Annotated in this window: 21 protein-coding genes; all 21 read right to left on the bottom strand. The window is 43.8% G+C overall.

Annotation, left to right across the window (positions count from 1 at the left end; translation table 11 throughout):
* Positions 1-22: 22 nt before the first annotated feature.
* Positions 23-976, bottom strand: a complete 954-nt coding sequence (locus ACR64Q_RS06480; RefSeq protein WP_026604253.1) for a glycosyltransferase family 2 protein — start codon at positions 974-976, stop codon at positions 23-25.
* Positions 977-979: 3 nt separating this feature from the next.
* A complete protein-coding gene (locus tag ACR64Q_RS06475) occupies positions 980-1,798 on the bottom strand; it encodes a phytanoyl-CoA dioxygenase family protein (RefSeq protein ID WP_026604252.1) in 819 nt (272 codons plus the stop codon).
* A 39-nt stretch (positions 1,799-1,837) separates the two neighbouring features.
* Positions 1,838-2,527, bottom strand: a complete 690-nt coding sequence (locus ACR64Q_RS06470) for a WbqC family protein (protein ID WP_036278285.1) — start codon at positions 2,525-2,527, stop codon at positions 1,838-1,840.
* A gap of 118 nt (positions 2,528-2,645) precedes the next feature.
* Positions 2,646-4,253, bottom strand: a complete 1,608-nt coding sequence (locus tag ACR64Q_RS06465; RefSeq protein ID WP_197026992.1) for a hypothetical protein — start codon at positions 4,251-4,253, stop codon at positions 2,646-2,648.
* Between the two features lie 42 nt (positions 4,254-4,295).
* Positions 4,296-4,949 (bottom strand): hypothetical protein, encoded by a 654-nt coding sequence (locus ACR64Q_RS06460; protein WP_026604249.1) that lies wholly within the window; start codon positions 4,947-4,949, stop codon positions 4,296-4,298.
* Positions 4,946-6,217 (bottom strand): glycosyltransferase 87 family protein, encoded by a 1,272-nt coding sequence (locus tag ACR64Q_RS06455; RefSeq protein WP_313734015.1) that lies wholly within the window; start codon positions 6,215-6,217, stop codon positions 4,946-4,948. The genes ACR64Q_RS06460 and ACR64Q_RS06455 overlap by 4 nt, the downstream gene beginning before the upstream one ends.
* Positions 6,218-6,247: 30 nt before the next feature.
* Positions 6,248-6,673 carry a GtrA family protein gene (locus ACR64Q_RS06450; protein WP_026604247.1) on the bottom strand — a complete coding sequence of 142 codons (426 nt, stop codon included), beginning with the start codon at positions 6,671-6,673 and terminating at the stop codon, positions 6,248-6,250.
* Positions 6,657-7,598 carry a glycosyltransferase family 2 protein gene (locus ACR64Q_RS06445; RefSeq protein WP_313734014.1) on the bottom strand — a complete coding sequence of 314 codons (942 nt, stop codon included), beginning with the start codon at positions 7,596-7,598 and terminating at the stop codon, positions 6,657-6,659. The genes ACR64Q_RS06450 and ACR64Q_RS06445 overlap by 17 nt, the downstream gene beginning before the upstream one ends.
* Positions 7,599-7,609: 11 nt before the next feature.
* Complete coding sequence (locus ACR64Q_RS06440) at positions 7,610-9,391, bottom strand: thiamine pyrophosphate-binding protein (protein WP_313734013.1); 1,782 nt, start codon at positions 9,389-9,391, stop codon at positions 7,610-7,612.
* A 15-nt stretch (positions 9,392-9,406) separates the two neighbouring features.
* Entirely contained in the window at positions 9,407-10,720 is a 1,314-nt protein-coding gene (gene rfbH / locus ACR64Q_RS06435) for a lipopolysaccharide biosynthesis protein RfbH (RefSeq protein ID WP_313734012.1), read from the bottom strand.
* Positions 10,721-10,745: 25 nt separating this feature from the next.
* The gene (gene rfbG / locus ACR64Q_RS06430; RefSeq protein ID WP_313734011.1) at positions 10,746-11,858 is read right to left on the bottom strand and encodes a CDP-glucose 4,6-dehydratase; all 1,113 of its coding nucleotides are present in this window, start codon (positions 11,856-11,858) and stop codon (positions 10,746-10,748) included.
* Entirely contained in the window at positions 11,822-12,589 is a 768-nt protein-coding gene (gene rfbF, locus ACR64Q_RS06425) for a glucose-1-phosphate cytidylyltransferase (RefSeq protein ID WP_313734010.1), read from the bottom strand. The genes rfbG and rfbF overlap by 37 nt, the downstream gene beginning before the upstream one ends.
* A gap of 32 nt (positions 12,590-12,621) precedes the next feature.
* On the bottom strand, positions 12,622-13,623 hold the full coding sequence (locus ACR64Q_RS06420; protein WP_313734009.1) for an NAD-dependent epimerase/dehydratase family protein: 1,002 nt from the start codon (positions 13,621-13,623) through the stop codon (positions 12,622-12,624).
* Between the two features lie 4 nt (positions 13,624-13,627).
* Entirely contained in the window at positions 13,628-14,698 is a 1,071-nt protein-coding gene (locus ACR64Q_RS06415) for a 3-dehydroquinate synthase (protein ID WP_313734008.1), read from the bottom strand.
* The gene (locus ACR64Q_RS06410; protein WP_026604239.1) at positions 14,682-15,374 is read right to left on the bottom strand and encodes an SDR family oxidoreductase; all 693 of its coding nucleotides are present in this window, start codon (positions 15,372-15,374) and stop codon (positions 14,682-14,684) included. The genes ACR64Q_RS06415 and ACR64Q_RS06410 overlap by 17 nt, the downstream gene beginning before the upstream one ends.
* A gap of 13 nt (positions 15,375-15,387) precedes the next feature.
* Positions 15,388-16,191 (bottom strand): aldolase/citrate lyase family protein, encoded by an 804-nt coding sequence (locus ACR64Q_RS06405; RefSeq protein ID WP_036276410.1) that lies wholly within the window; start codon positions 16,189-16,191, stop codon positions 15,388-15,390.
* 95 nt (positions 16,192-16,286) lie between these two features.
* Entirely contained in the window at positions 16,287-16,826 is a 540-nt protein-coding gene (rfbC, locus tag ACR64Q_RS06400) for a dTDP-4-dehydrorhamnose 3,5-epimerase (protein WP_026604237.1), read from the bottom strand.
* Positions 16,826-17,710, bottom strand: coding sequence for a glucose-1-phosphate thymidylyltransferase RfbA (rfbA, locus tag ACR64Q_RS06395; protein WP_026604236.1), 885 nt, complete (start codon positions 17,708-17,710; stop codon positions 16,826-16,828). The genes rfbC and rfbA overlap by 1 nt, the downstream gene beginning before the upstream one ends.
* 2 nt (positions 17,711-17,712) lie before the next feature.
* The gene (gene rfbD, locus ACR64Q_RS06390) at positions 17,713-18,609 is read right to left on the bottom strand and encodes a dTDP-4-dehydrorhamnose reductase (protein ID WP_026604235.1); all 897 of its coding nucleotides are present in this window, start codon (positions 18,607-18,609) and stop codon (positions 17,713-17,715) included.
* A 24-nt stretch (positions 18,610-18,633) separates the two neighbouring features.
* The gene (gene rfbB / locus ACR64Q_RS06385; protein ID WP_313734007.1) at positions 18,634-19,704 is read right to left on the bottom strand and encodes a dTDP-glucose 4,6-dehydratase; all 1,071 of its coding nucleotides are present in this window, start codon (positions 19,702-19,704) and stop codon (positions 18,634-18,636) included.
* Positions 19,705-19,815: 111 nt separating this feature from the next.
* Positions 19,816-20,499: a sensor histidine kinase gene (locus ACR64Q_RS06380; protein WP_313734005.1), complete on the bottom strand. Its 684-nt coding sequence runs from the start codon at positions 20,497-20,499 to the stop codon at positions 19,816-19,818.
* Between the last annotated feature and the right edge of the window lie 2 nt (positions 20,500-20,501).

Here is a 20,501-nt window from a genome sequence, read left to right as displayed (position 1 = left end):
GTTAAAACCTCTCAGTTAATTCTTAATCCCGTACCCGGGAAACATTGATTCTTTCCTGCACCAGATATCTGGGGCGGTGCAGCACTTCCTGATACACGCGGAACACGTAGCTACCGATCACCCCCAGGGTCATCATGACGCTGCCCAGGGTCAGGCAAAGCACCAGCAGAATCAGCGTGCTGCCGCCGGGCAGCGAGGCCCCGAACAGCAAATACTGCAGCGTGACGACCAGCCCATACAGCAGGCTGCCAAGCAGCAGGATCACGCCGAACATCATGGAGAGCCTGTGTGGCACATCGGTGTAGCTGATGAGGGAGTCAACCGCCAGTTGCAGGCGTTTCCTGAAGGTGTAGGAACTCTTGCCATGCGGCCGATCATGATAGGGGAGCTCCAGAAAACAGGATTTGAACCCCATGAAGAACATGAGCGGTCCGTAGAGAACGTTGACTTCCCTGAACTGCAACACGGCCTCCAGGAACTTGCGGTTGAAGGCCCGGAACGTCCCGATGTTCAGCGGCACGTTGGTTTTTACAATGCGGGCGAAGACGTAGTGGTAGAGCGTCGAAGTCAACCGGCTTGTCATTTTCCTGTCCGTGGACTGCTTGATGGTGTAAGCAATGTCGGCGTCTTCCGCACGCAGCTTTTGCACCAGCTCGACAATGTCTTCCGGCCTGTCCTGCAGGTCGGCATCCATGAGGATGGTGATCTCCCCTGAAGCATGTTCGAAACCAGCACAAATCGCCGGATGCTGGCCGAAGTTTCTCGACAGGTTGACGACCTTGACCGCAGGCGTTTCCGCGGCAAGTTCCTTCAGGATGGCAAGCGAGTTATCGCGGCTACCGTCGTTGATGTAGATAATCTCATAGCCACGGGAGCATTGTCCGAGGGTCGCCAGCAGGCGCTCTGTCAGTTCCCGCAACGCAGCAACGTTGTTGTACACGGGAATCACGACACTGATTTCCACTAAACCCGGCATCGCTTACCCCTGATTCGCCTTGTACAAACGCTGCTCTTCCGGCAGGAAAAACTCTTCCAGGTTGGTCGGCAACCGGGTGTCAAACCCGATCAGCCTTCTCGCCTGAGCGTTTAATTGACAACTAATCTCATTCGGTATGAAACGCACCCAATCCATGCGGGGCTTCATGAAAGACCTACATGCATTGAGTGTCATCGAGTGATTCCAGTGATCGGTGGTGTTTTCAAATGTACGATGATAAATCCTCGCATTGAATAACAACAGCGACCCGGCCTTACAATCCACCTGAATACAGTGCTTCTCAAAGAAATCTAGCCCAGGATTGATGTCCGAATGCTGTGAGCCAGGCAAAATCTTGAGCGCCCCACCGTTATCAAACGTGTAATCATCAAGCACCCAAATCAACCCCATGTTAAAGATATACCCCGGATGAAAACGAGGACAATCAACATGCAATCGGCTTGAGTAATTGCTTCCATGCGGTGGAATCGACGATGACGTCGCCGCGTACATGATCCAATGTTCACCTAAATGAGGGGCGATTAACTGCTGCAGGCGTGGGTCCTCCAAGAGACGGCCATAGTTGATGTCTCGGTTAATCAAGTCATGTATTTGGTAGCGGTCCAGAAAGCTTCTCTCAACTCCTTCAATCGGTTTAAACTCACTGATTGCGCACTCCATGGAAGTCCTAAGAATATTTACCTCTTCCTTACTAAGAAAATCGGGGAGTTCACTATAACCACGTGTTTGAATTTGGTATATATGCTCTGCTACTTCTGCACTAGCAAGTAATTCCTTATTGCTTACATCGATATTTTTCATAATTTAAATATACTCCACGCCATATACTAAAACAGCCTATTACTTTGCTACGAATTTCATATAGCGCGAAGAGTTTTGACCACAGTTAAACAATAAATCAACTATTGAAACTCCATGACAAAACTCCCCCCACAACTGCGGATATTCAGGATAACCATCGTAATTAATCCAACTAACATTGATACCCTCTTTTATGAAAAATTCTTGTTTGATGTAGTCAATTGCAGAGGGCCCAGAGAAATATTCACACGCGTTTGATTGCAAACATAAGCTAACAAGACGCTCAGTTTTTCCATCTCCTATAGTGTAGTCCCAAGAATTTTTGATAACCGTATCGATATTAAGGTAACCACAAATAGCCTCGATGAGAGTTCTATTAAACACTGACAAATTCAGGTGATTTTGCCCTAAATAAATTGGCTCCAACAATGAAGAAATCTCAAAAAAAAACGGCGCCCTTCTGTAATTTGCTGCTAGTGTTTTCCAATGCTTGTGCTGCCATAAACTGTTCGACATTTCCACATCGCGAATTCGTCGACTTATTCCCTGCCCCACTGGAACAGTAAGCCACTCGACACCTTTGGGTGTCTTAATCTTATTGCGATTTCGCCAATCATTCTTAGTAAACTGCATATCATCATAGAGAATAAACTCATCAACAGCCGCGATAATATCGAAGTAACCCTTCCACGGAATATAGTTCGATTGAAGAATAGCTACTTTTTTCACTTTAAAGTCACAGTAGAATAATAAAATATATGTGTGTTTACATTGAGCAATGTCATGCACCGCATACTATTTTACATTATCAAATAATTTTATAAATAGAATTCGGTGTACAGAATCCCTAAATAAGCTTTGCGCAACATAAGCCATTTTGAACATGCGTGTAAGGAATATTAGCATGCTGAACATACCCACAACGAGCAATAATTGCGTTAGGCTTTGCAACGTCAAGCACACTTAAAGTTCCAGTTCCGATCAACTGCCCTTGTAAGTCAAGATATGTAATAGGGAATAATATGGGAAAACGTTTCAAACTATCGTAGACTAAATCATCAACAATGATACGCCCTTTATCCAAATCTATATCGCACAGACTTGCCATGGCAACCACATCGGCATTTATATTATTTAAGTTTTTCAATGCAATTGACGGCCCCTCAAAGCCTTCTATCAATTGCTTTGTAAAAATTTTATAGTTCACCAATAACGATGCAATAACAACAAACATACAGAAAAATGAATAGAACTTAACAAATTTTAAAAAAGACTGATTCACATTATTTGCCAGCACCAACCCAAGTATAACTGATGTGATTACATTCAAGAAAAATGTTCTATAAAAATTATGAGCCGCATCATAAAAGTATAAAAAAACAATAGGGAAAATAGCCAGAATCAGCAGAAAACTACAAAAATAATTAAAACTCAAGGCATTAACTTTTCCATTCCGCAGACTAAAAATAATTTTACATAAAAATATTGATAAGCTATATATTAAAATAACAAAAACAGCCACCAAATTAAAAAACAATATAAATCTTATTAGAAAATTTAGAACCGATATACCAACCGAGCCTTCACTAACAGGAGGCAAATAGCCTATAGTATAACTAGCATTATATAAGAAAGGTTGTGAATATCCTATAAAACCATCAATCAACCATTTAAGCACTCCTTTTGATAAAACCAAATCGAAATCGATTGTCAATGAGGCAAAAAAATTCTCGATATTAGGATAATTTGGACACATCAACCTCTGCTTGGAGTAAAATATAGCCGACAGAGTAATACTACTAAAGTATATACCAACAATTGACCATGTTATTTTCTTGTTAGGAAAATAAGATAACAAATACAAACACAATACGAACGTTAGCGGGACAAACAAAATCCCTTGAATATGTACAAAAATAGAAAGCCAAGCACTAATTATCAACCCCATCAAGGTTATAAGACAAATAGATGACTCTCGATAATTTCGCTCAGAGCACACAATAAAGGCTAACAAGCAAAAGAAAAGATTAAATAAATGTAAAAACTCTGGCCTAGCCATAACTAACCCGGACCCCGCAACACCTATAAATGCTGTTGTAATAATTGTCGCGGAATAATGATTACTTAATTTTGCGACTCTGTATATGGCAGTTAAAACTATCGCCAAAGTGACTAACAAAGGGATAAATCTAAAATACACAGGAGACATGTTAAGCATGACAACCGATAAAACCCATGCCGGAAACTCAAGTAACAATGGAGTTTCTTGTTGCCACGATGGACAAAGCACGTATAACCCGTGCCCCATGCCATGGTCTTGAATATACCTCCCTGAACTAAACTGCAGAGCGATCTCATCAGGATAATAAGGCATATCACGCCAAACAATTAAAGACAGAATACATAAACCACTGACAAAGATTGCTAAATAGTTATTTTTTTGATAAAAACCCATGATTTGAATATATTGTCCAGCTTTAAAATACAATTTATAGACTCACGACCTATAATACTCAATGATTAGCAAGCTTGAAAACATCCACATGAATAGCGCTACTAAATAAACTGTCCCATAATCGATAGATACAATATCAAATGACTTTGATGCGGGAGCCACGATTTCTGTTGGCTTCATACTCAAAATAATCAATTTTAGCTGGGAAATTGATTCAACTGCCTGACTATTGCATTCCTTCTTATCTAAAATTTTCTCCCAATAAAGTATTTCATTTTTGACACTATTGAGTTCTTTGTTCAATTTTTGCTGATGATGATCGACAATTTTCTGAGCTAAAGCGGAAACTAAGCGCTCAGCATCGTCAACAGAATCCCAATGGACTAGTATCTTTATTGCTTTATTATTATCGATAGGATGCGTCCTAATTCTTTTTGAGAGCTTATTAGGAGATACGTTATTAGCAGTCGCCACCGTAATTAAGGTTTCTGAGTTACGTAAATATTCGATGGACTCCGCCGCACCAGCAATGGGCGTATTGTTATCAAATTGACCTAACTTAATTATAATTTGTGCCTCATATTTAACAGGCATTACTTCCAGCAAAATAAAGGCCATTAAAACCCAGAACAGGAGATTTAAACCTATATATTTCTTATTTTTTATCAGCGCATCAACTAGGCTTTTAAATGTCATGAAAATTTCCTTAAAGATATTAAAACCGGGTAACTCATGATTATCAACATGAAAAGCAGACAAAATGGACGAATATATGCACCAAATGTCAACCCGGTTGATACATCCACGTAATGCTGAGAAAGAAAACTAAATTGATTGAACTCAATTATCGGACCAACCACAAAATCTAGAGGAATCAACAGCACAAACATGATTATCCTTCTATATTTATTAGCATATCTTCCAATTAAAATTGCACTTAAATATGGCAGTAACAAAATAACTGCATACCCCCCTGGAGAATCAGTAGCCACCATCATACAAAGCAAAACAACTACGCTTAATTGCTCCCAAGTGAAAAAGTGAGCTTTTCGCGCTGATAAAAATAAAATATACGCCGCAACAAAAAGAACGAACCACCTTAAAAAGTGCGCAGCCAAATAGAGGATTCCCGGAATCCGGTCCTGATAGTAAAAGACAGCTTTCGACCAGGAACTAAGCGAAGTTGTATACCAAACTTTCTGAAAAAAATCCGAATTAACAGCGCCAGAAAAAGAAAACATATTTTCGAAAATTTGCCTATAGTTTCCATCTTCCAACACAAGCATACTTATTTGATTAATCAATAATGATGCAAAAAGACTCATCAAAAAGTATGTATATTCCCTTTTAAAAAACGGCACAAACCATAGCACTATTAAATACTGCTTAATATTTATAGCCAACGCAAGAAATACCGCGCCTTTCCAATTGACGCCAAAAGCCTGAGAAAAAGCCAACAACATAAAAGCAACTATAATATAGTTCCCTCTTTCTAACGCATAAAGCCCGGGGAATTGCATCAGCAACGCGAGAAATATAATTATCTCAACCGAAATATATTTTATCCTCACCCGCTTTACGATTAATTTTGTACATAAAAAAATTGCACAAAAATAAAATAAAAATAGCCAAGCGATAGAATGTGGCGCGCAATCTCGTAACTCTGCAGGTAAAACAACGGAAGCACAATAATCCGGCACTAACATTTGCGCCAATGCAAATACACTTATCGGATAAATTGATTGCCATATATCATAACGCCCATCATTCAGACTCCAATAATTTGTATTATAGAAGTCCATAAATGTATCTAAAGGCGCAAAGAAAAATGGTGGTATTGCAGAACCGCTGGATTCAAAATACTTGACAAAAAAGATCAGAAAAATTAGCTCTGAAAAGATTATCCATACGAACCACCAATGAATATCTTTATTTTTTACACACACACTATCAGCTGAAGTCATTCAATATGCCATCCATACTAGATAGTAAATTTAAGATAACTTACTTTGCGCACTATTCTTTTTAAAAGAAAATCGGCGATGCAAGATATAACTGCTTATCACAGTAATAGATACAATAATTGCCTGGGCAATCAATGTATGTAGATTAAGTCTCTCGACCAAAAGAGGTAATGCTATTAAATTAAAACCAAAAGCACCAAGGTAAACCATGTTAAACCTAAAAAATTCTTTCAACCACCGTCCTTTCACGCGAAACACATAAATCCTATAACCCAAATATGCATTAATCACCGATACAAAATGACTTATGATTAAAAGCCCCACATAATGTAAATCATGGTGTAGGAAAAACCAAATAACTGCAAAAAAACCATACCCAAAAGCGGTATTATACAAACCTACAAATAGATAACGAATTTTTTCGTTACCCCAAAAACGTTTAGTTATTGAACCCAACTTCCTTTCTCACGATAAAATTAGGGCGATTCTTCACTTCCTCGTATATCAAACCAATATATTCTGCAACAATACCCAACATAGTAAATAATATTCCGAACATCAAAAACATAACTGTCATAATGGTTCCATACCCAGCAAACGGCACACCCCAGAATATTGCTTTTACTATTGTCCATACTAACAGGACAAAGGAAGCCGCGGATATGGTTATTCCCAATATAGTAATAAGCTTTAAAGGCACATAAGAGTGAGCCAATATGCCTTTTAACGCCAGTTCGATAACCTTGAATGTATGCGCCCCAGACACCCCCGCAAAGCGTTCCGCACGTTCATGTTCGACGCCAATAGATTTGTAACCAACCCAGGCGAATAGTCCACGGATGAAGCGGTTACGTTCATGTATGGAATTGATGGTTTCGTAAACTTTTTTGTCGATCAGTCTAAAATCGCTAACATTTCTGGGCACCATGCCATTAGTCAAACCATTGGCAACCCAATAAAACAACTGCGAGTTAAAACGACGAATCAGGCCCGTGCCATTACGTTTAGTAACGATACCGTACACATTTTCATAACCCTCTTCCCATTTTTTGATGAATTGGGTTATTAAATGCGGTGGGTCTTGCAAATCGGCAGTCATGATCACAGCTGCATCGCCAGACGCATAATTAAGCCCGGCGGTAATACCGCCATCCATTCTAAAATTACGCGCCAGTTGCACGATTTTAAAACGCGGATCTTTCTGATGTACCGCGCAGAGCTTATCGTAGGTGTTATCTTGGGAGCCGTTCTCTACAATAATAGCTTCGAAATCGTAAGCACTATTTTCCGCAAATACCGCTGTTAACTGTTTGGCTAACTCATCAACATTGTCCTGCTCGTTATAGGCAGGGATTACTATGGAGATTAATTTTTTATTCATGCTGGATATATTTATTGCAAATATTGCGCTACTACAGAATACAAATGTTCGTCCAAATCCGGGGTCATTTGATGTAATGGATTTGATTGCATAGAACCTGTTTCCGTTACCCTACTGGTTATTTTGGGAAGATAGGTTTGTTCCGGATCTATCGGCACAATAAAGCCAGCCGGTTGATCGCTTTCGAATAAAGCTTGGAACTCAGGGTTTTGCTCAAAATTAGTATCTAGTTTGATACAAGGCAGATTAAAGGCTTTGAATAAGGTTAGCCAATCCGGCAAGCCCAAGCCAGAGGACTGGTCGCAACCAATATAGGCACCATCAAAATAATTTCTTTGCGTCATGCGAATGGATGCGTAGCCATTATCGTTAAAAATAAAAATCTTCAGATTTAATTTATTAACCGCAACCGTACCCAACTCTTGTAAATTCTGGGCAAACCCGCCATCGCCTTCTACTAGAATGGTCCTACGCTGCGGATAGGCAAAAGCCGCGCCCATCGCGCCGCTCAACCCGTACCCCATGGATGCCAAGCCCTTGTTAGTAACAATGTGTTGGCCGCGCTGTTGGGCAAAGGTTTGCATCATCACGGTAAAGGCGCCGCCGCTACTGCATGGAATGACGTTATCGGTTTCTCGGCAGTGCACAGATAAACGGCTGACAAAATCGTACGGCGATACATAATTCTCGGCCGTGTTGTTGATCGGCTCGATCAACGGCAATTGGGCTTTCACTTTTTGGCAGTAGCTCACCCAGTCGGAATGATCGCCAAGGCTGGCTGCCGCCAATGCTTTTAGCACTTGATTGGCATCGCCTTGCAAACCGCAATCGACGCGGGGATGGCCTTTATTAAGCTCGGTGGGGTCGCATTCCACTTGCACTACTCTGCCGTTAGGTACGAATTCCTGCCAGTTAAAACCGGTTTGTTGCAAACCTAAACGGGTTCCTAGTGCGATGAGCAAATCGGCCTGCTGCATCAACAGATTGCTGTAGCGTTGACCCCAGGTATTCGGGCGACCAAAATATAAAGGATGATCGGCTGCTATCCGGTCCGCACCATTCCATGTGGTTGCCAATGGAATACCCATGGGTTCCAAGGCGTCGTAAATCTGTTCTACAGTTTGTCTAGCCACTCCCGCACCGATTAACAAGAATGGCCGTTTTGCCGAGCGAACATCATCGATTAGGCGTTGAATTTCGGCTGCACCAATAGCTGGAATAGCCTGCTTGTTAGATGAGTGGAATTGGCATAATGGATCACTCGCATCGACTGGCGCACCTTGGATGTCCAATGGAATTTCAAGAAACACCGGACCTTTGCGGCCTGTAACCCCAGCGTCGATAATCTGGTTAAATTCCTCGCAAGAGATCAAGCGATCCATCAGCACCGATTTTGAGGTAATCGGCTTGACGATATCGACACCATCAATCTCTTGAATGCCGCGCTGACGCACTTGTTGCCGACAAAGATCGGCAGTCTTTACTTGCCCGCCAATCACCAATAATTCCCGGCTCTCCAAATAAGCACCCGCTACGGCGGTGACAATATTGGTTAATCCCGGACCGGCAGTTACCAACGCAAAGGCTTTGCCATCGGCGCTTATTTCATTGAAATACTCCGCGGCGATGCCAGCGGCCACCTCATGCACCACGCTAACGCATTTGAAATGACGATTGACGCTAGCCAGAATGTGCATGATATTGCCTCCCGCCACGTAAAAGCAGTGGGTATATCCTTTTTCTTTTAACCAATCGGCCAATAGATCGCTATATTTTATGGTCTTGTTTTGCATTGATTGTTTGCCAACTTATTGACGGATACCAAAAAAGATTTCTATTTTCTCGGCAACAAATTCCAGCATCTCGGTGGTTAAGGCCGGATAAATACCAATCCAGAAGGTTTGCCGCATAATTCTATCGGTCACATCCAGCGAGCCGGAAATTCTGTATTGTCTGCCTTTCATATAGGGCTGACGGGTTAAATTTCCGGCAAACAGCAAGCGAGAGCCGATTTTGTATTTATCCAGATATTTCAACAATTCCACGCGCTCGTGACCTGAGTCTTCCTTCAGCGTTATGGGAAATCCAAACCATGATGGATCCGATCCGGGCGTCGCTTCCGGCAGAATTAAATATTGCTCGCAAGTGGCTAAGCGTTGTTTCAAGAATTTAAAATTACGTTTTCTGATTTCAATCAACTCCGGCGCGCGCTCTAACTGCGCTAAGCCGCAGGCCGCCTGCATATCGGTAATTTTTAAGTTATAACCCAAGTGCGAATAGGTGTACTTGTGGTCGTAGCCGGCCGGCAAATCGCCTAACTGCCAACCAAATCTCTTTTTACAGGTGTTATCCACGCCGGGAGCGCAGTAACAATCTCTGCCCCAATCCCGAAACGACTCGATGATAGTTTTCAGGCGACGACTACTGGTAAATACTGCACCGCCCTCGCCCATCGTAATGTGGTGGGCCGGATAAAAGCTAAGCGTGCCAATATCGCCGAAGGTACCGACATTACGGCCTTTGTAGGTTGTACCTAAGGCATCGCAACAATCTTCAATCAGCCAAAGATTGTATCTTTTTGCAATATCGACCACTTGATCCAGGTCAAAAGGGTTACCCAGCGTGTGGGCAATCATGATTGCCTTGGTTTTAGACGTGATGGCCGCCTCGATCTTACTGGGGTCGATGTTGTAGGTTGGTATTTCCACATCGACAAATACCGGGACCAGGTCGTAAAGCAGAATGGGATTCACTGTTGTGGGAAAACCAGCCGCTACGGAAATGACTTCGTCGCCTTTTTGCAAGGCGCGGTCGCCCAGCTTTTCGGATGTCAAACACGCAAAAGCCAACAGATTCGCAGAGGAACCGGAATTGACCGTCAACGCGCTGCTAACGCCAATAAACTCGGCTAATTGCTTTTCAAACTGATCGTTGAATCGTCCGGTCGTTAACCAACCGTCCAGCGACGCTTCGACCATATAGCTAAGTTCTTTTGCGCCGAGAATCTTACCCGACGGCGGCACCACGGACTGTTCCGGAACAAAAGCTTTCTCGGCATAACGTTCGGCGGCGTATTGTTCAACCAAATCCAAAATCTGTGCTTTTAATGTATTTTCTGTCACTGTCTTATCTTTATTTTCAATAATATTAATGTTGATCGGCTGTCAAAAACTGTTCTAACTGCTCTGCGCAGACCTGCCGCATATCCTTGCCTTGTTGATAAGCTAGGTTCCATTCGACAATCATCGCCAACGCTTGGGCGAGAGTCCAACGCGGCACCCAACCCAAAAGGGCCTTGGCTTTGGAGCAATCAAGCTTCAAATAGTGAGCTTCATGCGGCTGCTCGCTACCATCGATTTGCCAGCTCGCGCCATTGCCCCATAAGCCCGCCAGTTTTTCCAATATCCACGCTACAGGTTGCGCGTCTGCTTCGCTAGGCCCAAAATTCCAGCCCTCGGCGTATTGGCAACCGTTTTTGTAGAGGTTTTCGGCTAACAGGACATAGCCTGTCACCGGCTCCAGTACATGCTGCCAAGGTCTAATGGCCGTAGGGTTACGAATCGTCACAGCCTCACCGGCCATAAATGCTCTCATGATGTCGGGAATCAAGCGATCTTGAGCCCAATCTCCACCGCCGATCACATTACCGGCACGCACCGACGCCACCGCCACACCGTGTTCAGCGTAGCGTTCACTGGGGAAAAAGGAATTGCGATAGCTGGCAGTCACCAGTTCCGAACAGCCTTTGCTATTGCTGTAAGGATCGAAGCCGCCCATCGGCTCGTTTTCACGGTAGCCCCACAACCATTCCTTGTTCTCGTAGCATTTGTCGCTCGTGACTATCACTACTGCCTTTACCGACGCGGTGTGCCTAACAGCCTCCAGTAAATTAACCGTACCCATCACGTTGGTGGCGTAGGTTTCCACCGGCTGTTGATAGGAATAACGTACAAGCGGTTGCGCGGCCAAATGAAACACAAATTCCGGCTGAAAACTTTGCATTTCCGCCATCACGCTTGTTAAATCGCGAATATCGCCTTCAACGTGCTGCAGTACCGAAGCGACATCGGCTACTTGGAATAAACTTGGCGCAGTTGGCGCCGGTAAGGCATACCCTTTAATCTCCGCACCGAGCCGATGCAGATATAACGCTAACCAACCGCCTTTAAATCCGGTATGCCCTGTTATAAAAACTCGTTTGCCTCGCCAAAAATCGCTATTTTCTACCATATCTTCCACGGTGCTTTTTGCTGTTGCCAAAGCTGTTCCAAATGCTGTTTATCTCTTAATGTATCCATCGGTTGCCAGAAGCCCTTATGGAAATAAGCGTGCAGCTGATTGCTATTAGCCAGACGCTCCATCGGTTCTTTCTCCCATAATGTTTCGTCGCTATCGATAAAATCGAACACTGCTGGCGACAATACAAAAAAACCGCCGTTGATCCAAGCACCATCGCCCTGCGGTTTCTCCTGAAAACTCTTGATGCGGCTACCCTCCAATTCCAAGGCCCCAAACCGGCCCGGCGGTTGCACGGCGGTCACTGTTGCTGCGTTATTGTGGGAACGATGAAAATTGATCAGCGCATTAATATCGACATCGCCAACCCCATCCCCGTAAGTAAAACAGAATGTTTCATCGCCGACATAATCACGGACTCTTTTTAACCGGCCTCCGGTCATCGTTAATTCACCGGTATCTACCAAGGTCACTTTCCATGGCTCCGCATATTTTTGATGCACCTGCATCTCGTTATGCTCCATATCGAACGTCACATCCGACATATGCAGAAAATAGTTGGCAAAATATTCTTTTATAATATAGCCCTTATAACCCAAGCATATTATAAATTCGTTAATCCCATAATGAGAATATAACTTCATTATGTGCCATAAAATAGGCCTGCCGCCTATTTCTATCATCGGCTTAGGCTTTACCGAGGTTTCTTCATTGATACGAGTGCCCAATCCACCCGCAAGAATAACCAATTTCATTAATATTTCCTCTTGGTTATAGACATAATCATCTATCCACTACATTTATTCAAATTACGGATATACTCGGCAGTTTCTAAAATCTGTCGATCTAGGCCGGTTACTGGAAATTCGAATCCTTTTATAATATCTTTAATAGGCTGCTCGTTTCCCAAATAGCTATCCGTTTGGTCTTCTATTATATCTGGGCGTTCAATCTTTAGATCGGTGGCATTCAATAATTTGCAAATTCGTTCAGCTAACTCGCCAACTTCGACCGTCTCATCACCCAAGGTATCGAAACGGACGATTTTTTCAAAACTCTCCGAGAACATCAGTCGAATACAGAGCAGCAGAAAATCCAGAATATAAATATAAGACCGAAAAACGAGCTTATTTGCCCGAATTAACACACTTTCTCCGGCAACAACATTCGCAATAATCGAGGACAAGGCATAAGCACTTAGCTTATTAATATACGGCCCGCTTAAATTAAATATCCTTGGAATAAGCAGTTTTATATCGTATTTATTGCATACCTCGTCAAAGCATAATTCATCTTCATATTTCAATCTGCCATATAGATTTGCAGACTTATCTCTATTGCTATCATTTAAAAAATCGTATATCGCTCCTGACGACGACAGTAGCACAGCCTTTACCCGCGATTGCTTCAAGAGCTGTAACACCACGTTCTGAATATCTTTGTTCAGCCGAATATACTCTTCGTCTGTATATCCGCCAACCTTATCCTTGGTTAAAAACGCAAAGTGAAATAAATAGACATTGTGCTGCGTATGCTGATGGGTGATTTCCGCCAAAGGTCTAACGGATACTGTACGACCATCATCCAGTATTATCTGCTGCTCACGAGATCCGTATGCCGATACTCGCCCGTTAAATTCATCGCCGTACAAAGCCGAAAACAGTTCCAGGGTTGCACGACCTAACCAGCCGCTGGCGCCGGTCACAGCAATATGACCCTGCTCACTAAACAGGCAATCCAATATAAATCGATAATCAGCGCCAAACGCTTTTTCGAAATTAAAAGCCATTATTTTAGCTCTGGCTAATGACTGAGCTAATCGCAGACTTCAAATTGACAATATTTATCTCGGTTTTTTCGATAAATAATCGCTCTAATGCTCCAGAATCATTCACACTGATAATAATGAAATGACTGGCGGAATGCTTTTTATCGGATATAAAACACTCAAAGACTTTTTCCACATCAATTCGCTGGATAATTTCTTTCAGCGTTGGAATTTGATCCAACAAACCAACGACATAATCTTTCAACTGCTGAGTATCCGCTGGAATTTGCTTCAGGCCACCGCTCACTTGGGCATAATTAATGGCAATCAGCATGCCTAATCCAACCGCTATACCATGACTCACTTCAAAATTGGAAGCACCTTCCAAAGCGTGCCCGAAGGTATGACCAAAATTCAACAATAAACGCTCGGCTTTATCAAATTCATCAATTTCGATAAACCATTTTTTTGCTTTTAAACTTAATTCAATTATATCCGCATACCCTTCTACATTCATATCCATTTGCGGATTTAACTGCATATACTCAGAGAAACATAAACTGCCTTTGGCATAGCAAATCTTCACAGCCTCGCACAATCCGGCGATTTTCTGTTCTGCGTTGAGGGTTTTTACTAAATTCGGATCAATTATAATAGTCTCCGGGGGGTGAAAGTTTCCAACCAGATTTTTATAACGTCCAACATTGATAGATGACTTACCCCCAATACAAGAATCCACCATGCCCAATAGAGTGGTGGGAATATAATCCCATTTGATACCGCGCATATAAATCGAAGCACAAAAGGTGGCTATATCCTGCAGACTACCACCACCAACAGCCGTCAACTTAGCTTGCCTTGTTAAGGCTAAGTCTCGCATTTTTATGATTATCTCGGGGACGGATTTTAAACTTTTGGTTTCTTCATTCGCCGGTACGGCAATAACCTTGGCATTCCCGGAAAAAGCCGTTTCAAAAAAGTTATCGCATAACACGACGCTATTCTCATTTTGCCGTTGTACTTCGGCAAAAGCCCCGTTTTCTATTACCACGCGATAATTTGCAATGCTTGATTGAATATCAAACGACACGGACATGACTAAACCCTAAGTCTGCATTAATAAATTGACCTGTTATACCGGTATTTTCCGGAGAACACAGAAAATAAACCATATTGGCCACATCTTCCAACGTAGCCAGTCGGTTAAACTTCGTAGCGCCAATTATTGTTTTTAACTGTTCCGGCGCAAGATTTTGGTGTGTCATTGGTGTATCCAATGCGCCAGGCAAAACAGCGTTAATTAAATAGCCGTCACGAGCAAGATCGGTTGCCGCCGAAAGCACTAATCCATGCAACGCGGATTTAGTCATGCAATACGACAACTTGTCCTGTCTGGCGAGATTTTGCCATATTGAACTAATCACCGCTAAACGCGCGCTTTCAGCCAATAAGCCTTCATTTAATAAAATATTTAATGACTTGACGATAAACAAGCAGTTGGCTCTATACAACTCAATATTTTTATCGATATCGACATTATAAATACTGTCATTGCAATTCATTCCTTGCGCCCAACATACTGCATTAAACTGCCCGGCAGCTTTAAGCGCGGATAGATTCAAATTGGCATCGAATGGATCAAATAAAATGTGATCAGGAAAAGTGCTTTGCTTTCTGGACGCTATAACTACCTTCCATCCCTTAGCATCGAATAGTTGGCAAATACGCGTACCTATTGTACCAGTACCGCCGAAGACCAAAATTTTTTGCATTACGTCAACCGCATTAATTACTATCTCTTAATACGTTCCAACGCCCCTCTAGCATGGCTATTCGAGATAAGTCTTCCTTGGCGATAATGTCGTAATAATCGCGTTTATTCTGCAACCAAAGTAATTCAAAGTGCACAGCATTCAACAAACCTTTTTCGATATCCGGCTTGTCTAGCGAATGCCCGGAAAAAATGACTTTTCTAGTTTCAAACCGGGTAAGGTGAACCTGATTAATTTCTTTCAATGCCGGCAACGCATCAATGGAAACCCCACCACCCACCACAAAGTCCAAGCCTTTTTCTTTACACTCTTTAGCGGTGGCAATACAACACTCAGTCACTTGCGGTTGGTTAATGGCATCTCTCGAATAGCCCCGCGACAAAGAAAAATCGACGCGACCAAACACCATGCCATCGACGCCGTTGTCTTGTCTGGCTTGATCAGCCAAGTTTTGCACAACTTGAAACGCTTGTTCGGTTTCAATATTGAATAAAAAATCAGTATCTTGCTGCTCGTCTTCGGTAAACACCTTGTTCTTGGCATCAATGTACTTGGACAAGGCATAGGTACTCTCAATCATAGGTGCAATAATGTGATCCACACCAATCAACTTACTCTCTAATAAATCGCGCATCGCTTCGCAGCCGCCGATCTTCAAACCCACTTTCAGATCGGCTCTGCGCACGATCTCGATCAGTCTCAACAACTCGTCTGTCCTGGTACCTTCTGCTTCAAACTCGGCTTTAATGCCTTCATATCCATACTCCTGCTTTCCTTTCTTTAAAAGGTCGAGCATTGAGCGTTCTCTTTTATTCATATAACTTCCTCTTTTATTGAAATCAAACCAAGCGGCAGCGATAAACTGTATGCTGCAGTTATAGCCTGGCGGAAATAAACATGTTAAATGTTAGGCTAACAGGCATCCTTGAAAGTTACGCCCAGCAAATCCTTGCTCGAAAGTTGCGGCATGCCCTGGAATGGCCATGCGATTTTCAAATCTGCATCATTCCAGATAATGCAACGCTCATATTCGGGCGCATAATAATCAGTAGTTTTATATAAAAACTCAGCTGTTTCGGACAGAGTTAGAAAGCCATGTGCAAATCCTTCCGGTATCCACATTTGCTGTTTATTTTCCGCAGAAAGTATCTCGCCGACCCACTTTCCAAATGTAGGGGAACCCTTACGAATGTCCACCGCCACATCGAATACTGCGCCTTGGACCACCCTCACTAACTTGCCTTGCGCCTTAGGCGGCAATTGGTAATGTAAGCCGCGCAGCACGCCTTTTTGAGACTTGGAATGGTTGTCCTGGACAAAATTGACGCTTAAACCTGTCAACTCCTGAAAAACTCTTTCGTTGAAGCTTTCGAAGAAAAAACCGCGTTCATCACCAAATACCTTTGGCGTAAATAAAATGACATCGGGTATAGCAAGTCTAGTTGCCTGCATTAAAACACCTGCTTATTCAGTAGTTTCAGCAAATATTGTCCATAACCATTTTTCGCCAACGGTTTGGCCAGTTTTGCGATTTGCTCGTCGCCGATCCAATTACTACGCCAGGCGATTTCCTCCGGGCAGGCGATTTTCAGGCCCTGACGAGTTTCAATGGTTTCGATGAAATTACTTGCCTCTATTAAACTAGCGTGAGTGCCGGTATCCAACCAGGCATAACCACGGCCCATAATTTCCACGCTCAGCTGTTCTCTATCCAGATACACTCTATTTACATCGGTGATTTCTAGCTCGCCGCGCGACGACGGCTTTAAATTGGCGGCGATATCGACGACTTGATTATCGTAAAAATACAAACCGGTCACTGCATAATTACTTTTCGGCTGAGTCGGTTTTTCCTCTAGCGAAGTTGCCCTACCCTGAGCATCAAAACTGACGACTCCGTAACGCTCCGGGTCATTGACATGATAGGCAAAAACAGTCGCACCTGAGGATTGATCAGTCGCGCGTTTCAGTTGAACATGTAAATCGTGCCCGTAAAAAATGTTGTCGCCCAAAACCAGGGCGCTGGGTTGTGAACCAACAAAGTCCTTGCCGATGATAAATGCTTGCGCCAATCCGTCGGGACTGGCTTGCACGGCATATTGTAGATTAACACCCCAATCGCTACCGTCACCCAGCAAATGTTGAAACAAAGGCGTATCTTGCGGTGTGGAAATAATCAGAATGTCGCGAATCCCGGCCAACATTAAAGTGCTGAGCGGGTAATAAATCATGGGCTTATCGTAAATCGGCAGCAATTGTTTGGACACCGCTTTCGTCACCGGATAAAGCCGGGTACCGGAGCCTCCGGCCAGGATTATGCCTTTACGCTGGTTCATATTTATTTTCCGTAGAGTTCAGACAACATACGCTCGACTCCCAACTGCCAAGCCGGCAGCTGTAAACCAAACACGTTTTGCAATTTCTCGGTATTCAATCGTGAGTTTAACGGCCGCTTAGCCGGGGTTTGGTAAGCGCTGGTGGGAATTGCCGCGACCGACTGCTTATCGGTTTTTAGTTCTATACCGGCCCGACGGGCATAGTCGAACACCAGATGCGCATAGTCGTACCAACTGGTTTCGCCACTAGCGGTTAAATGGTAAACGCCAGCCGCTTCCGGTGTTTTCAAGGAATGACGGATGGCATGGGCACTGACATCCGCCAGTAACTCGGCTCCGGTTGGCGTACCGATTTGATCGTCAATCACCGACAGCTGCTGACGCTCTTGCGCCAAGCGCAGCATCGTCTTGGCAAAATTATTACCTCTGGCAGCGTAGACCCAACTGGTCCGAAAAATCAAATGCCGGCAATCGCTGGCTTCAATAGCTCGTTCGCCAGCCAGTTTGGTTTGACCGTAGACATTCAACGGACCCACTTGATCGTCTTCCCGCCAGGGTTTATCCCCGCTGCCGTCGAACACGTAATCGGTGGAATAATGCACCAACCAAGCACCGATGCGTTTGGCTTCTTCGGCTAAAGTACCCGGCGCCACTGCATTGATGGTATTCGCCAATTCGCTTTCCGACTCAGCCTTGTCCACTGCGGTGTAGGCAGCGGCATTGACGATGACATCGGGACGTAGTGCGCGAACAGTTTCGGCAATCCCGTTTGGATTACTTAAATCGCCACAATAATGCTGATCGAATCGGTCAAGCGCAACCAATTCACCCAAAGGTGCCAAGCTCCTTTGCAACTCCCAGCCAAGCTGGCCATTTTTACCTAACAGTAAAACTTTCATTCAATCAACCATGCAAGGCACTGATCACGCATTGCGCCCGGTATAGTTTTTGTCCAGCCAAGACTGGTAGTCGCCGGATAACACATTGGCAACCCAGGCTTGGTTATCCAAATACCATTGTACGGTTTTGCGTATGCCGGTCTCGAAGGTTTCCGCCGGTTTCCAACCCAGCTCTCGCTCCAGCTTGCCGGCATCAATGGCATAACGTCTGTCGTGCCCCGGCCGGTCGGTGACATAGGTAATCTGTTCCGCATAGGATTTGCTATCGGCGCGCGGCTGCAGTTCATCAAGAATACTGCACAGCGTGTTGACCACATCCAGATTGGCTTTCTCGTTCCAGCCGCCGACGTTATAAACTTCACCGAGCCTGCCTGCTTCCAACACACGGCGAATCGCACTGCAATGATCTTTCACATACAACCAATCGCGAATCTGTTGACCGTCACCATAAATCGGCAAAGCTTTGCCGGACAAGGCATTTTGAATGCACAGTGGGATCAGTTTTTCCGGGAAATGATAAGGGCCGTAATTATTGGAGCAATTAGTGGTCAGTACCGGCAACCCGTAAGTGTGGTGATAAGCACGCACCAAATGGTCGCTAGCGGCTTTACTGGCGGAATAAGGACTATTGGGTTGATACTGATTGGTTTCGGCAAACGGCGCATCGGACTTTTCCAAAGAACCGTAAACCTCGTCGGTAGACACGTGCAGTAAACGGAAAACCTGCTTGGCCGGATGTTCCAAGCTGTTCCAGTATTGCCGCACCGCTTCCAACAAACGGAAACTGCCGACGATATTGGTTTGAATAAAATCTTCCGGTCCGTGAATTGAGCGATCAACATGGGATTCGGCAGCAAAATTGACCACGGCCCGAATCTGGTACATTTGCAGCAAACTCAGCACCAAATCGTAATCAGCAATGTCACCTTGCACAAATACATGTCTAGCATCGCCATGTACAGACGCTAAATTCTGTAAGTTACCCGCATAGGTCAATTTATCCAGATTGACGACCAACTCTTCGCTTTGCGCCAGCCAATCCAACACAAAATTGCTGCCGATAAACCCGGCCCCACCGGTTACTAAGATACTCATATTTAAAAATTTTTTTAATTTTTTTAACCGTCTACCCGACGAAAAACGCTAATTTTATCGGGGCCATTGTACCTTAGTACCATCCATCAGTGTCTAATGATTCTGCAAACCTTAGGGCAAAAACAGTTTAAACCTCGCGCCACCCAAACGACTTTCGTTATCGATCCGCACAAATCCGCTTTTCCCGGCATTTTTGTGCAAGCCGGCCATCACCGAAACAAAATACAAACCCAAGCCGGTATTTCCCGACACCCAATCCAATTCGGCCGTATCGTTTAAGTCCGCGGTTAAAAAATGAGGAGGATAACCGACCCCGTCGTCTTCGATGGCGATGGTTAGATAACCATCCTCCTCAGCCACGGCAATCAAAACAGTTTTGTGGGTATAGCGCAAAGCATTATTCAAGACAGCTGCCAGCGCATTGCTGATGATGGCGTTATCGCAATAGCACATTTCATCATCGCTACAATCCACTTGTAGATCGATATTGTGCAATCCAGCCAAGCGAGCCTGTTGATGAATCGCTTCATCGAGAATATCGATCACCGGGCATTCTTCAATATGCAAACTAAATTTTTGCGAATCGACCTTATACATTACCAGCAACTGCATCAGACTATGATTAATCCGAGCCGCTTCGAATTCCAACTGATTTAATTCGGCACACGGGCCGTCTTGTTTGGCCGCAGTTTGCCGAACCAACTCCAGCAAGGTACCCAAGGAATTTTTTATATCGTGAACCGTGGACGCGAGAATAGTCGGAAACAAGCTGTTGTTATTAGGATTGGTTTGCATGA

This window comes from Methylomonas sp. 2F7, from assembly GCF_057126975.1.
The sequence above is the reverse complement of the archived record's forward strand: the minus strand, read 5'-3'. Positions and strand labels throughout refer to the sequence as shown.

Coding starts and splice junctions, on each gene's coding strand:
- ACR64Q_RS06420 (WP_313734009.1), bottom strand. CDS start 13,623: ATGGCTTTTAATTTCGAAAAAGCGTTTGGCGCTGATTATCGATTTATA.
- ACR64Q_RS06460 (WP_026604249.1), bottom strand. CDS start 4,949: ATGACATTTAAAAGCCTAGTTGATGCGCTGATAAAAAATAAGAAATAT.
- ACR64Q_RS06440 (WP_313734013.1), bottom strand. CDS start 9,391: ATGCAAAACAAGACCATAAAATATAGCGATCTATTGGCCGATTGGTTA.
- ACR64Q_RS06410 (WP_026604239.1), bottom strand. CDS start 15,374: ATGCAAAAAATTTTGGTCTTCGGCGGTACTGGTACAATAGGTACGCGT.
- ACR64Q_RS06445 (WP_313734014.1), bottom strand. CDS start 7,598: ATGAATAAAAAATTAATCTCCATAGTAATCCCTGCCTATAACGAGCAG.
- ACR64Q_RS06380 (WP_313734005.1), bottom strand. CDS start 20,499: ATGCAAACCAATCCTAATAACAACAGCTTGTTTCCGACTATTCTCGCG.
- ACR64Q_RS06405 (WP_036276410.1), bottom strand. CDS start 16,191: ATGAATAAAAGAGAACGCTCAATGCTCGACCTTTTAAAGAAAGGAAAG.
- rfbA (WP_026604236.1), bottom strand. CDS start 17,710: ATGAACCAGCGTAAAGGCATAATCCTGGCCGGAGGCTCCGGTACCCGG.
- rfbF (WP_313734010.1), bottom strand. CDS start 12,589: ATGAAATTGGTTATTCTTGCGGGTGGATTGGGCACTCGTATCAATGAA.
- ACR64Q_RS06465 (WP_197026992.1), bottom strand. CDS start 4,253: ATGGGTTTTTATCAAAAAAATAACTATTTAGCAATCTTTGTCAGTGGT.
- ACR64Q_RS06415 (WP_313734008.1), bottom strand. CDS start 14,698: ATGTCCGTGTCGTTTGATATTCAATCAAGCATTGCAAATTATCGCGTG.
- rfbB (WP_313734007.1), bottom strand. CDS start 19,704: ATGAGTATCTTAGTAACCGGTGGGGCCGGGTTTATCGGCAGCAATTTT.
- ACR64Q_RS06455 (WP_313734015.1), bottom strand. CDS start 6,217: ATGACTTCAGCTGATAGTGTGTGTGTAAAAAATAAAGATATTCATTGG.
- rfbC (WP_026604237.1), bottom strand. CDS start 16,826: ATGCAGGCAACTAGACTTGCTATACCCGATGTCATTTTATTTACGCCA.
- ACR64Q_RS06475 (WP_026604252.1), bottom strand. CDS start 1,798: ATGAAAAATATCGATGTAAGCAATAAGGAATTACTTGCTAGTGCAGAA.
- ACR64Q_RS06480 (WP_026604253.1), bottom strand. CDS start 976: ATGCCGGGTTTAGTGGAAATCAGTGTCGTGATTCCCGTGTACAACAAC.
- rfbD (WP_026604235.1), bottom strand. CDS start 18,609: ATGAAAGTTTTACTGTTAGGTAAAAATGGCCAGCTTGGCTGGGAGTTG.